The sequence below is a fragment of the Vibrio sp. 14G-20 genome, from assembly GCF_026241515.1.
In the GTDB taxonomy this organism is placed as follows: domain Bacteria; phylum Pseudomonadota; class Gammaproteobacteria; order Enterobacterales; family Vibrionaceae; genus Vibrio.
Genome location: NZ_JAPHPW010000010.1, coordinates 61444 through 75755, shown reverse-complemented (window position 1 = coordinate 75755; position 14312 = coordinate 61444). Strand labels below are relative to the sequence as shown.

Below are 14312 nucleotides of genomic sequence, written 5' to 3'. Positions count from 1 at the left end.
GTAAAAAAGGAGTAAGTAATTTGTGAGCTTACTCCTTATGCCACGAAACTAGTTAAAATATCGTTTCTAACGACACTCCAGCTCCCATAGCAATCCCCTTAATTAAGCTATTGGAGTCATTAATATTAATTTCTTTGTGCTCACCAGTGATATCAATCGATATATCACATGTCTGGTAATTACTTCTTAATTCTTCCTCAGTAAAGTTGTTAAACAAACTAAGCGGCACGTAATATGCTCCTCCGGTTACTACATTTTTACTTAAATCATCATTTTCCCAATGATGGAAAGTTTCGTAAACACCTTCAGAATTAAGACAAGAAAGCGAGGGGATCACGAATCGGTATACAACCTCAGAATCTTCAGTCCAAGCGTAATTATAACCACTGCCATCATAAGTACTAGTCAATGGAATTGCAGAGGGTTGTCCATCAAAACTAGTTGCAGCAACTACCTCACCATCACGCTTCCAAATAACTTCATAAGTAGCGGCGTAAGTTGGCATATCGTAAGAGTATAGCGAGCCGTAGATATTGGTTAAGGCAACTAGCGTTCCGTCGACCAAAACTTCGATTTCATCAAGCCCAGTAAGAGACATAAGACGGGTTGCATCCTTCTCATAGCTTAATGTCACAACAATACTTGTATCTGTAACAGTATTATTAGAAAACGTTGCTTGCGCTCGAAGTTGGCTCACATCATAATCTTCACTTAATGTTCCACCTGGGTCGGGCAGCCCACTAAAACTCCCCCCATCAGAACCAGTACTGCCATCACTACCACCTCCGCTGCCACCTCCACAGCCAGTTAACAGTAAACACCCCATTATTAAATAATAAAATATCTTCATAAATGCTCCATAAGTATATAAAAAAACATTAACATTCTGAAGGCGAATAGAATTTACTCAATACAAGTAAAAGCGAATTTCGATCCATTTCACGAACGGGGATTAGGAAATATTCCGTAACAATTCCATGTGAAAACAGTCAATTAACTCTACGCAATATTTATTCACTCTGAAAATCACCAACAAATTGGCATAGTTGCATATGAAGTTAAATGGAACGATTATCGAATTAGCACTAAGCATTAACAAACACCCTCAATAACTTGCTTTATGTCACAGTAATCCTAATACGCAGTTAAATAATTTAACACTCGGGTTACAAGTGAAGTATTGTGTTGTTCGAAAAACAATCATAAGCAAAACTAACAGGGAAAATACTCATGCAGTCATTCGTTGATTTTTTGAATGGAATAATCTGGAGCCCAGTACTTATCTACCTATGTTTAGGTGCAGGTTTGTTCTACTCCATCATGACTCGATTTGTTCAAATCCGTCACTTCTTTGAAATGTGGCGCTTGCTACTATCGGGTAAAAGCTCATCAAAAGGCATCTCGTCTTTCCAAGCTCTAGCCGTTTCGCTATCTGGCCGTGTAGGTACAGGTAACATTGCTGGTGTTGCTGCCGCTATCGGTTTCGGTGGCCCAGGTGCAGTATTCTGGATGTGGGTTGTAGCCTTCTTTGGCGCCGCAACTGCTTACGCAGAATCAACGCTAGCGCAAATCTACAAAGAAGAAGACGAAGGCCAGTTCCGTGGTGGTCCGGCTTACTACATTGAAAAAGCAATGGGTCAGAAGTGGTACGCATGGATCTTCGCTATCGCGACTATTTTTGCATGTGGTATTTTGCTTCCAGGTGTTCAGTCAAACAGTATCGGTAATGCTGTAGAAGCTGCATTTGGCTCAGGTGATATGATTGAAACAGCTGTCGGTACATTCAGTTTCGCTAAAATTTTCACCGGTACTGTTGTTGCTATCATTCTTGCTTTCATCATCTTTGGTGGTGTTAAACGTATTGCGAACTTCACACAGATCGTTGTTCCTTTCATGGCATTGGCTTACATCATCATCGCGTTCGTTATCATTTTGCTAAACATCAGCCAAGTGCCAACGGTTTTCGCAATGATTGTTGGTGATGCATTCACACCTATGGCAGGCTTCGGTGCTGCAATTGGTTGGGGTGTTAAGCGTGGTGTTTACTCAAACGAAGCGGGTCAAGGTACTGGTCCTCACGCGGCAGCGGCTGCAAGTGTTGATCACCCAGCTCAGCAAGGTTTGGTACAAGCGTTCTCTATCTACATCGATACTCTTCTAGTATGTTCTGCTACAGCGTTCATGATCATCATCACTGGTGCTTACAACGTTCACGGTGGCGCTGAGGGTGTGTTCCTTGTTCAGAACCTAGCAGCAAACATCGGTGCGAATGGTCCTGTATTTACACAGCTTGCTATTGAAAGTGCACTACCAGGCATTGGTAAGCCATTCATCGCATTTGCTCTGTTCTTCTTTGCATTTACAACGATTCTTGCTTACTACTACATCGCAGAAACGAATATTGCTTACCTACGTCGTACCATCAAGATCCCTGGCATGATGTTCGTACTTAAGCTTGTTCTTATCACTGCGGTTTTCTATGGCACAGTTAAAACAGCGAACCTTGCATGGGCAATGGGTGATGTTGGTGTTGGCTTGATGGCATGGTTAAACATCGTCGGTATTCTGATCATCTTCTTCATGTCTAAGCCTGCGCTTAAAGCTCTAGCTGACTACGAAGAACAGCAAAAGCAAGGTGTGACTGAGTACACGTTCAACCCTGTAAAACTAGGCATTAAAGGTGCTACTTACTGGGAAGAGAAGTACAAGCGTAAAACAGGCAAGTCTCCTGAAGCAGAAGCTGCAGACACTAAACCTGTAGAGCAACCTTCAGCTTAAGCTTGTGCCTTAAAAAATGGATTGCTTTAACAAATAACGCTATTAGTAACGCATAAAAAAGGGGTTAGCCATTTCGGCTAACCCCTTTTGTTTTATTCATAACCAATAAACGGCTTATAACAAACTAACTGTTCCCGAGTTAGAGTATTAAGCAGCGATTTCTTGTGTTGCCATTTGAGGTGCTTTCTTCTCACCGATAGGCAGTACTGTGCGGCCGTATTCGTTGTTGATTACTTGTGCCATTGCAAAGTAGATAGCTGAAGCGCCACAGAAAATACCTTCAAAACCAGCGATAGTGCCGATTAGTTCGCTGCCTGTGAAATCACGAGCGGCTAGCAGGAAGAACAAGATAGTTAGTGAACCGAATACTACTTGCTTCGCAACTGGGTAACATAGAGAACCGATGAACATGAAGCCTGTGAAGATACCCCATAGTAATAGGTACCAACCCATGAATGCAGCAGGGCTTGCAGGTAGGCCCATGTAAGGCATCACGATTAAACCAACCAAAGACAACCAGAATAGGCCGTAAGAAGTAAATGCAGTTGTACCGAACGTGTCACCACGTTTGAAACACATTGTGCCCACGATAACTTGGCTCAAACCACCGTAAAAAATACCCATAGCAAGAATCATTGAATCGATTGGAAAGAAACCTGCGTTGTGGATATTAAGAAGAATAGTGGTCATACCGAAACCCATTAAGCCTAGTGGCGCTGGGTTAGCTAGTTTGGTCGACATTGCGAATTTACCTTATTAAAGTGGTTGATTAAAAAAAAACAATAAAAGTTATCAGAAAATTTTAATCTATAAACCGTACAACTAGGTAATCCAGTTATCGCAAACTAAGATTGTACAAATGATCTTATGGAAAATCAGTTTCATAAGCAGCTTATTTAATTCACCGAAACTATCAATAAACAGATTCCCTATCACGCTATAAAAAAGATGCGAGTAACGAGATACGAGATGCGAAAAAAGTCTTTAGATTCGAGTAAGCGGGATACGAAGAGCGTGTTTAGATTGAGTAAGCGAGAAACTAAATAGCAAACACGAGTAATAATAGAGCGAGCTTTTCGTTACTCGTTTACTCGCATCCCGTATCGACTCATTGGATCGTCATTCCAGAATTGAGGGGCGAGATATCTGGAATCTCGTCCCTACTTGGACATATTAAATTACGCTTGTTGTGTTTTAGATTCAGACACTTGAGATTGAACTTCTGAAGAAGCGTTTTTACTCGCATCGCGCTTGGCTAACAACGTCACGACAATCAACTGAGCAACAAGAGCACCCAACACAACCAATGCACTTCCCGTAAAGCCTGCGACTACAAAACTAATCAGAGCAATCGAACCGTTCATCAACGCATAAGGAAGCTGTGTCTTAAAGTGTTCAAACTGATCACACCCTGCCCCGGTTGAAGAAAGAATCGTGGTTTCAGAGATCGGTGAGCAGTGATCACCAAACAAACCACCAGACAACACTGCGCCAATTGCGACGAGTAGTGGAGCATCTATCGCAATCGCGGTTGGGATAACCAATGGCATCATTATCGCGAAGGTTCCCCACGATGAGCCCGTAGCGAATGAAATAATGGCAGACAGCAAGAACGCGACCGCAGGCACTAACCAGTATGGAAAGCCGCTCTGTGCTTGCTCAGCAATATAAGCCGCTGCACCCAACTCTTTACCAACGGTGCTTAATGCCCAAGCCAATACCAAGATGATCGCGACTGGCATCATGTTTCCCATACCTTTTAAGTACACAGAAACACCATCTGAAAGCTTTCTTACACCGTAGTAAGCCATTAGCGAGATTAAGGTAATCGCCGCAAAGAAGTAAGCCGATGATAAAGCAGCTCTGAACGATGAACCCGCGACCTTTTGGAATGGGAAGCCTTGAGGAACCAACATGGCACACAACACCACCAGCATCACTAACAACGGTGCCCAAACAAAAGATGCCTTTGCATTTTTATGCGAGAACGCATTGAGTGATTCGTTATTCACGCCAGAGTTAATTCCCGCTTGGCAATCACGCTCGGCTTTTGCCATTGGCCCAAAGTCTAAACCTTTAACGGACACTAAAGGGACGATGAAAATCGCGAGAAATGCGTAGAACTGAAAAGGAATCGCACCGATGAACGCATCCCAATCAGACATATTGACATTCAGCGCCGTAAACTCTTTTTGGATCAGACTCATGATGTAAACGCCCCACCCAATGAAAGGGATAAGAATAGCGACAGGCGACGAGGTTGAGTCGATGATGAATGCTAGCTTCTGCCTTGAAAGTTTTAGTTTATCGAAAAGAGGACGAAAAACAGGACCAACAATTAAAGGGGTGCCTAAATCTGAGAAAAATATAACGATTCCACCCAACCATGCTGACAATTGAGCTTGGCATTTATTGCTTACCCATTGGGTAACACGCTTGGCAAACGCAACGCCACCACCCGACTTCTCCATTAGAGCAACAAAGCCACCGATGAACACCAACAGCATGATCACACCTGCGTTGTAACTGTCGGTAAGTTGAGGGACTAGGTAACCTTTCACCATGGTACCAAACGTATCAAGCGGGTTAAGTTCGCTAAACATGCCAGTCAGCATTGCCACACCACTCAGCACACCAGCAAAAAGGCCTATCACCACATTCCTTGTCGCCAACGACAACACCAAAGTAATCACAATGGGGATGAGTGACGTGATATCTGTCTGTTCCATAGGTACACCTTAACCCTAAAATAAAAAGAATAAATATAAATTAAATTTGAATATAAATTCACAACCACCATTTGTACAGAACTTTATCCTCTAACTGGATAATTAGTCTTTAGTTGCGCTTCAACATAGCCAAATAGACAAGTCGAACTTCTTAGATAACCAAGTTCGAAACGAAAAAAAAACCGAAAGTAGGCACTTTCGGCTTTTGATTATTTATATCATTATGGTCGTACTACTGAACTCGTCGGTTAGACCGCTTTTCAGTATTCAGACGATCAATTACAGCTAATTTCATCCCAGAACCAATTCGACTGAACAGGGCTTTCCCATACACCTGGGCCGTTTTTAGCCACGAAACACTTGCCGTTATGCGTCACTTTATCACCGTTACTCACTTGGCTAACACCCGCTTGCCATGTGATAAATACCGATGGGTCAACGACGACAGGCGGCTCGATAACAGGTGGTTCAACTGGTGTTGGGTCAACCGGAGCAGGGTCAACCGGAGCAGGGTCAACCGGAGCAGGATCAACAGGCGCAGGATCGGTGACGACTGGCGGTGTAGGCTCTCCAGCAACCAATTTCCAAGGGCCGCCATTGGCAGGGTCATCCCCTTGTGTCCACCATTTCGCTTCGTAGGTTGCGCCATTATGAGTCACTTGGTCGCCCGCATTGTAAACCTTGGTCGCACTCCAACCATTACCACCCGGATCTGTACCAGGGTCTACCGGATCAAGCTTATCGACCACTTTCACTTCAGGCCAACTCGCATGTGACCCATAAAAGTTGGTCACACACTTCTCGTAATCGCCATCCACCAGCGCGGAGTAAGCAGTTTGGAAACCAACCAACTCACATTCAAATGAATACCCTTCTGGGCGGTCTGCGTAGTATTTCCAGTTACCATCCCAGTTGGTGTACAACACATCCGTTGCGCCGTTGAGATTCAAGCTTCCGTAAGGCGTTTGCTGCCAACATGTATTGGCTTCATCGGCTTCTACAGGAATTTCATAGTGCGCCGCTAGCCCTTCCCAGTAACGAATACGGTTAACGGGTTGGCCTTTATCTTTGTTCTGCTCTCCACATTCAATACCACCATTGATCACGTTGATTGTGGTACCAAAGCCATAACCAATACCCGCATCCAATTCGCGCTGAGATGGCGTCCAAGTACGGTCAATAACATGCAGCATGGCTGGTTTAGGGGCTTGAGGGGTAAGGAAGAACCAAATAGCAGAAGCTAAGTTCAACCAAGAATCCGCCACTAAGCCCGGATTATTTAGAAGCACAGTCGCATCACCATCAAACATCACTTCAGAGAAAGCGCCGTAGTTAAAATGGTAAGAAAGCTGTTTGGCACCACGTCCGAAGTAACCCTGCCCTGCAGCACATGGCCAACGGGCATTCTGCCAATCGTTCTGACCACAACCTGTGGTGTAACCTTCTTGGCCTTCAGACCAACCCATTTCACGAACATGCACCAGCGCTTGCTGCCACTCTTCGAGAGCTAATGGATTATCGGAGGTGTTATCGATCGCGATGTGACCACCCGTCTCTTGTGAGAAATGAGCAAAGGCCGTGATGATGGATTTCTTACAGATGGCGTCGGAGTCACGGCCATCGGTGTACTCTCCACAGAAGGCTGGGAATTTACCAATCGCACGTAAGAAGCGAGTGTAGGTGTATTCTGGCGCTGCCATCTGAGTGAGAAAGTCCCATTCAGATTGAGGGAACACGCGCTCTACACGCTTTACGTTTTCAGGGTTAGAGGGGGAACCGGGTTCAATCGCTTCAACGATGGTGTTCGGGCGAGTTTGAAGTGCTTGTGACCAGATCGCATACATAGGATCGGATGTTTTCGCTTGTTCAGCAGCTTGTAGAGCCGACTTTTCAACAAGGTAACCATTCGGATTTTGCGGATCAGGTTGAATGTTCAAAGACGCATGACTTTGCGCTGCTAATGTGCAGCCCAGTACTGTCGTCAAATATTTGATTTTTAACATGATGGATTCTCTTATCTGTCCTTAATAAGTCCATCAAAGAGTATGCTTCACATGTGAAATGGCCTAGCTGTAGCTGTGTGAATTTATAAAAAGTGCGAGTGATCTTTTTGATACATGGCTCAATACAACAAAGCGTCTCATGGTTTCTTGAGCTGATATCTAGTTTCCAACTCATTTGGTTTCGAGGTATTGCTCATAAGCCTTTAATACAATGAATTAATATAATGAATTAATATAATGAATCGACAAAAAAAAAGCCCCGAACTGAGTTCGAGGCTTAAGATCTTAATCAAAACTGGTTAAATCTCTAAGAGATTATTCCCACTCGATAGTTGCTGGTGGCTTACCAGAAATATCGTAAACAACACGTGAAATGCCGTTAACTTCGTTGATAATACGGTTAGAAACCTTACCTAGGAAGTCGTATGGTAGGTGTGCCCAGTGAGCAGTCATGAAGTCGATAGTTTCTACAGCACGTAGAGATACAACCCAATCGTACTTACGGCCATCGCCCATTACGCCAACTGAACGTACTGGTAGGAATACCGTGAATGCTTGAGATACTTTGTGGTAAAGGTCAGCAGCGTGAAGCTCTTCAATGAAGATAGCATCAGCACGACGCAGCAAATCACAGTACTCTTTCTTCACTTCGCCAAGTACACGAACACCTAAACCAGGACCCGGGAATGGGTGGCGGTAAAGCATGTTGTATGGAAGACCAAGCTCTAGACCGATCTTACGTACTTCATCTTTAAACAGCTCACGTAGAGGCTCAACAAGGCCCATTTCCATATCATCAGGAAGACCACCAACGTTGTGGTGAGATTTGATTACGTGTGCTTTACCTGTCTTAGATGCTGCAGACTCAATTACGTCTGGGTAGATAGTACCCTGAGCAAGCCATTTAGCATTCTTCAGTTTCTTAGACTCTTCATCGAAGATATCTACGAATACGTGACCGATGATCTTACGCTTAGCTTCTGGTTCAGCTTCGCCTTCAAGTGCGTCAAGGAAACGTTGCTCAGCATCTACTTTGATGATGTTTAGGCCAAATTTGTTGCCGAACATCTCCATAACCTGCTCTGCTTCGTTTAAACGAAGAAGGCCGTTATCTACAAATACACATGTTAGTTTGTCGCCGATAGCGCGGTGAGCAAGCATCGCAACTACAGATGAATCAACACCACCAGAAAGACCAAGGATAACTTCGTCGTCACCTACTTGCTCTTTAATACGTGCAACTGCATCTTCAATGATTGAAGCTGAAGTCCACAGACCTTCACAACCACATGCGTTAAGAACGAAGTTCTCAAGCATTTTTAGGCCGTTCTTAGTGTGTGTTACTTCTGGGTGGAATTGTACGCCGTAGTACTTCTTCTCTTCGTTTGCCATAGCAGCGTATGGGCAAGTGTCTGTTTCAGCGATCTTTGTGAAATCAGCAGGGATCTCAACCACTTTGTCACCGTGGCTCATCCAAACATCTTGAGTAGACTCAAGGTCAGCGAAAAGTGCAGATTCGCCAGTCACTTGAACCGCTGCGTAGCCGAACTCACGCTCAGTAGACGTTGCTACTTTACCGCCAAGTTGCTCAGCCATCGTTTGCATGCCGTAGCAGATACCGAAGACAGGAACACCTGAATCAAATACGTACTGAGGTGCACGTGGTGAGTTCTCTTCCGTTACACTTTCAGGGCCACCAGATAGGATGATGCCGTCTGGATTGAATTCACGAATATCCGCTTCTTCTACGTCCCAGCTCCAAAGTTCACAGTAAACACCGATCTCACGAATACGACGAGCTACTAGCTGTGTGTATTGAGAACCGAAGTCCAGAATTAGAATACGTTGGTCATGAATATTTTTAGTCATTGTAAGCAGTCTTATTGGCTATGTGATAAAACGGAGGCGAGTTTACTCACCTCTGATTAACTCTTCAAGAAATAAAGCAAACGTTTTCGTAGGTTATCTGTAAGGCAATGTTTTGAAAAAATCATACGTTCAACAAAACAGGCTTTAGATATAATACCAATCACAGTAAGTAAGTGTTCAGGAATAGCGTTGGAAAAAAGCTTGAGAACAAGGCTGCTCTATTCGACAAAGAGTTCTGATAAGTAGTTATTCTACAATCAAAAATTCTAACAAAGTTGTCGAGTTTTTTAACAAGCTAGGATGACCAGTTATTTACTACGATTGGTATAATCATGTGCCGACTAAATCAGCACATTATTCAAACGTTTGGACGTATTATTAACCTAAACGGTAGTTAGGTGCTTCTTTCGTGATTTGAACATCGTGTACGTGAGATTCTTTCATGCCCGCACCAGAGATACGAACAAACTCAGCTTTAGTACGCATGTCTTCAACAGTTGCAGAACCTGTTAGGCCCATGCTTGAGCGTAGACCGCCCATCTGTTGGTGAACGATCTCTTTTAGACGACCTTTGTATGCGATACGACCTTCAATACCTTCTGGAACAAGCTTGTCTGCAGCGTTGTCAGATTGGAAGTAACGGTCAGAAGAACCTTGAGACATAGCGCCAAGAGAACCCATACCACGGTAAGACTTGTAAGAACGACCGTTGTAAAGGATAACTTCACCCGGTGCTTCTTCAGTACCAGCGAACATTGAACCAACCATCACACAAGATGCGCCAGCAACGATAGCTTTACAGATATCGCCAGAGAAGCGGATGCCGCCATCTGCGATTACTGGAATACCGTATTCGTTTGCCACTTCAGCTGCGTCTGCGATTGCTGTTACTTGAGGAACACCAACGCCAGTAACGATACGAGTCGTACAGATTGAACCAGGGCCGATACCTACTTTAACCGCACTAACACCAGCTTCGATAAGAGCACGAGCACCAGCGCCAGTTGCTACGTTACCACCGATAATTTGTAGATCAGGGTATGCAGCGCGCGTATCACGGATACGGTTAAGTACGCCTTCAGAGTGACCGTGTGAAGAGTCGATAAGTAGAACGTCTACGCCAGCTTCAACAAGCGCAGCAACGCGCTCTTCGTTACCAGCACCAGCACCAACAGCTGCACCTACACGTAGGCTGCCGCGCTCATCTTTACAAGCGTTTGGTTTACGTTCTGCTTTGTGGAAATCTTTTGCAGTGATCATTCCAGTCAGTTGGAAGTCATCATTTACAACAAGAACTTTTTCAACACGCGCTTCGTGCATTTTCTCTTGAACTTCTTCACGAGTTGCACCTTCTTTAACAGAAGCAAGGCGAGCTTTAGGCGTCATTACTACATCAACTTTCTTAGAAAGGTCAGTAACAAAGCGAACGTCACGGCCAGTAATGATACCAACCAATTCGTTTGTTTCAGTAACAACAGGGAAACCGGCGAAGCCGTGTTTTTGAGTAAGGGCTACAACATCAGCGATTGTCGCGTCAGGGCTTACAGTTACTGGGTGAGAAACCACACCAGCTTCGTAAATTTTAACCTGGCGAACCATTTCAGCTTGCTGCTCGATTGACATATTCTTATGAATAAAGCCAATACCACCTTCTTGCGCAAGGGCAATTGCTAGGCGTGCTTCCGTAACAGTATCCATCGATGCAGAGATCATTGGGATGTTTAAAGAAATGTTTTTCGTTAACTGAGTGCGAAGATCAGCTGTGTTCGGAAGAACGGTTGAGTGTGCTGGGACGAGTAAAACGTCATCAAAAGTTAAAGCTTCTTTTGCGATTCGTAGCATTTGCAATATCTCACAACAAAGGTGTTAAAAGGAGTAAACCCAACTTTATCGTTTCGCATAATAAAGTGATTTGGATTTGATATTGCAGACGGATTATACGCACGGCGAAATCGCTTGGCTACACATTTTTGTATTTTTAATTTGCATTTACCCCCTTGCTATGTATTATATTGCCGCTATCTTCCATACTCACGCCCTGTGAGATTCCAAGAAAGACCTTCCTTCAAGGAAAGATAGTGCTTCTATGACTAATCCAAACATCTTTACTGTTTCTCGCCTCAACTCAGAGGTTCGTCTCCTATTAGAAAACGAAATGGGAATAGTCTGGCTCGTTGGTGAAATCTCGAACTTCTCTGCACCTGTCTCTGGTCACTGGTACCTCACGCTTAAAGACTCTCGCGCTCAAGTTAAGTGTGCCATGTTTCGTGGCAATAACCGCCGAGTCACCTTTAAGCCTCAAAACGGCAATCAAGTTTTAGTCAAAGCTCGCCTATCTCTTTATGAGCCACGCGGTGACTATCAACTGATCATCGAAAGCATGCAGCCAGAAGGTGACGGTAAGCTTCAGCAAGAGTTTGAAAAACTCAAGATGAACCTCGCCGCAGAAGGACTGTTCGCTCAATCAAGTAAGCAAGCTCTTCCTGAACACCCAAAACGTGTTGGCGTTATCACATCGAAAACCGGTGCGGCACTATTTGATATTCTTGATGTCTTGAAGAGGCGTGATCCTTCATTGCCTGTTGTGGTTTACCCAACCATGGTTCAAGGCGAAGAGGCAGCTATTCAGATTGCACAAGCGATTGGACGTGCCAATGAGCGCAATGAGTGTGATGTGTTGATCGTGGGTCGTGGCGGTGGTTCATTAGAAGACCTATGGTGCTTCAATAACGAGATCGTAGCTCGCACAATCGCAGCAAGCCAAATCCCGATTATCAGTGCAGTTGGCCACGAAGTTGATGTCACTATCGCCGATTTCGTTGCAGATATGCGCGCTCCAACACCATCAGCAGCTGCTGAATTAGTTAGCCGTGATAACAGTCATAAAGAACAAGCTTTCGCGTCTAAACGTGCTCGCTTAGTCAGTGCGATTCGTCATGTGTTAATCAAACAAGCGCAATCCACTCAAACGTTGAAATACCGCTTAGAGAAACAACATCCGAGCTACCAACTGCAAAAGCAGAGTCAGCAGCTTGATGACCTAGACATGCGTTTGCGTCGAGGTATGACTCAATACCTAAAGCAGCATGCACAGCGTGTTGAACGTAAACAACACCAGCTTCAATTGAACTCGCCAGTGAAGCGCCTTGGCGAACAGAAACTGCATCTGCAACGTTCAGAGCAAAAGCTATTAGATGCGATGGATAAGACGTTACTAACGACTCGGCACCAGCTCGCTATGGCCGCAGAGAAGTTAGAAACCGTAAGTCCGCTGGCAACCCTAAAGCGTGGCTACAGCATTACTCATTCAGCATCGAGCAAGACGGTATCATCGATTAACGATGTCGAGGTGGGTGAAGTGATCACCACTCAAGTTGAAGACGGTGTGATTGAGTCGCAAGTGACTACTAGAGTCACCAAGAGCGAGCTTTAAGTTCGACTTGAACGCGTTTGAAACCAGAAAGCCCTATCGATAATCGACAGGGCTTTTTAGTATCTAACGGCTTAAAAAAACTAACTGATTCCCCCCTACTCAGTAGTAGAAGGTTCCTTCATGGTTAGCATCCCTTCGGTCACGATAAAGTTGATGATGAAATCTAACCCTTGGCTCTCTTTGAGGTTGGTGAACACGTAAGGCTTGGTTGGACGCATACGTTGTGTGTCTTGCTCCATGACTTCAAGTGACGCACCAACATACGGTGCCAAATCGATCTTGTTGATAACCAACAGATCAGAGCGTGTGATGCCCGGACCACCTTTACGTGGGATCTTTTCCCCTTCCGCTACATCAATCACGTAGATAGTCAGGTCGGCTAACTCAGGGCTGAACGTCGCACTGAGGTTGTCGCCACCACTCTCTACAAATACCACATCAAGGTTCTTATGTAGCTTAGCCAGCTCTTCGACTGCCGCGAGGTTCATCGACGCATCTTCACGGATCGCAGTGTGCGGACAACCGCCTGTTTCCACGCCAATAATACGATCAGGTTCTAGAGCTTCAGCTCGTGTCAGTATCTTTGCATCTTCTTGGGTATAGATGTCGTTGGTTACTACGGCAATGTTGAGCTTGTCGCGAATCGCCTTACACAGCACTTCCAACAGTGCAGTTTTACCAGACCCAACTGGGCCGCCAATACCAATTCGAAGTGGTTGCTTATAACTTTCCATAATCTACTTCCTTATATTCTTTTCTTACTACCTCGTTAGCGCTGACTGCTACGAACGAAATAGCCTCGTGTATTGTGTTTCGTGCAGTGAACTCGCTAGTGCCATCGAAGGCGAAAAGCTACCTATCATCCAATCCTCTATCGTGCGTGCTTTCTCAATCACCTCAGGAAAGGTGTTAGTGATATTAATCAGAGCCAACTGCCCATCGGTTTGGCCTAAAGGCACCAGTTTGACGCCTGCCGTAACGATATTTTCAAGCCAGCTCCATAAGTAACCTTGCTTGAGGCTTTCTAAATCAATATCCCAATGTTGAGCGGCGATACACATGCCCAACAGTTGGTTTGGGTGGCTATCAACAGAGTCCACCAGCGAAATATCTATCTCTAAGCGCTTTAGCAAGGTATTCAATGCATGCCCGCGCTGCTTTTCTTCTGCTCGTAATTCACTGGTTTCGCGGCTTGAGTACAAGTAGTTACACCAGTGCTCAATCTCATCGAGTTCACCTTTTTCTAGAGCATGATAAAGACGCTCTAAGATAGGTAACTCCAAGGTCGCGACACTAGAACTAACGATGGTATTAAGCCACTGTTCCATGCTATCGCGATTGGTCACCCACCCCGCTTCAACCGCTAGCTCTAACCCTTGCGAATAAGTGAAACCACCAATCGGCAACGACGGACTGATCAATTGGAACAGACGATAAATCGCGACATTTTCTGTTGTGCTCATACTCTGCTCTCTATCTTCTAAAATCGAAAAGTTCGAG

General features: G+C 44.7%; 10 protein-coding genes. 2 read left to right on the top strand and 8 right to left on the bottom strand.

Going from position 1 to position 14312, the window contains the following annotated elements:
* Nucleotides 1–52: 52 nt before the first annotated feature.
* Nucleotides 53–850 (bottom strand): hypothetical protein, encoded by a 798-nt coding sequence (locus tag OQJ75_RS11225; protein ID WP_265970849.1) that lies wholly within the window; start codon nt 848–850, stop codon nt 53–55.
* Nucleotides 851–1230: 380 nt separating this feature from the next.
* Here OQJ75_RS11225 and OQJ75_RS11220 point away from each other — a divergent pair, with 380 nt between their 5' ends.
* Nucleotides 1231–2778 carry an alanine/glycine:cation symporter family protein gene (locus OQJ75_RS11220; protein ID WP_017069529.1) on the top strand — a complete coding sequence of 516 codons (1548 nt, stop codon included), beginning with the start codon at nt 1231–1233 and terminating at the stop codon, nt 2776–2778.
* Between the two features lie 147 nt (nt 2779–2925).
* On the opposite strand, the gene OQJ75_RS11215 is transcribed toward OQJ75_RS11220, so the two are convergent.
* The 5 genes from OQJ75_RS11215 to guaB all read right to left on the bottom strand — a co-directional run bounded on the left by OQJ75_RS11215 (nt 2926) and on the right by guaB (nt 11221).
* The gene (locus OQJ75_RS11215; protein ID WP_010440610.1) at nt 2926–3519 is read right to left on the bottom strand and encodes an acetate uptake transporter; all 594 of its coding nucleotides are present in this window, start codon (nt 3517–3519) and stop codon (nt 2926–2928) included.
* A gap of 437 nt (nt 3520–3956) precedes the next feature.
* Nucleotides 3957–5507, bottom strand: a complete 1551-nt coding sequence (locus OQJ75_RS11210; protein ID WP_265970848.1) for a Na+/H+ antiporter NhaC family protein — start codon at nt 5505–5507, stop codon at nt 3957–3959.
* A gap of 275 nt (nt 5508–5782) precedes the next feature.
* Complete coding sequence (locus OQJ75_RS11205; protein WP_265970847.1) at nt 5783–7510, bottom strand: chitinase; 1728 nt, start codon at nt 7508–7510, stop codon at nt 5783–5785.
* A 315-nt stretch (nt 7511–7825) separates the two neighbouring features.
* On the bottom strand, nt 7826–9379 hold the full coding sequence (gene guaA, locus OQJ75_RS11200) for a glutamine-hydrolyzing GMP synthase (protein ID WP_019820323.1): 1554 nt from the start codon (nt 9377–9379) through the stop codon (nt 7826–7828).
* A gap of 378 nt (nt 9380–9757) precedes the next feature.
* Nucleotides 9758–11221: an IMP dehydrogenase gene (gene guaB, locus OQJ75_RS11195; RefSeq protein ID WP_265970846.1), complete on the bottom strand. Its 1464-nt coding sequence runs from the start codon at nt 11219–11221 to the stop codon at nt 9758–9760.
* 244 nt (nt 11222–11465) lie between these two features.
* Here guaB and xseA point away from each other — a divergent pair, with 244 nt between their 5' ends.
* Complete coding sequence (xseA, locus tag OQJ75_RS11190) at nt 11466–12812, top strand: exodeoxyribonuclease VII large subunit (RefSeq protein ID WP_136974076.1); 1347 nt, start codon at nt 11466–11468, stop codon at nt 12810–12812.
* A 95-nt stretch (nt 12813–12907) separates the two neighbouring features.
* On the opposite strand, the gene ureG is transcribed toward xseA, so the two are convergent.
* A complete protein-coding gene (gene ureG / locus OQJ75_RS11185) occupies nt 12908–13546 on the bottom strand; it encodes an urease accessory protein UreG (RefSeq protein ID WP_017062498.1) in 639 nt (212 codons plus the stop codon).
* A 48-nt stretch (nt 13547–13594) separates the two neighbouring features.
* Nucleotides 13595–14275: an urease accessory protein UreF gene (locus tag OQJ75_RS11180; RefSeq protein ID WP_239849061.1), complete on the bottom strand. Its 681-nt coding sequence runs from the start codon at nt 14273–14275 to the stop codon at nt 13595–13597.
* Between the last annotated feature and the right edge of the window lie 37 nt (nt 14276–14312).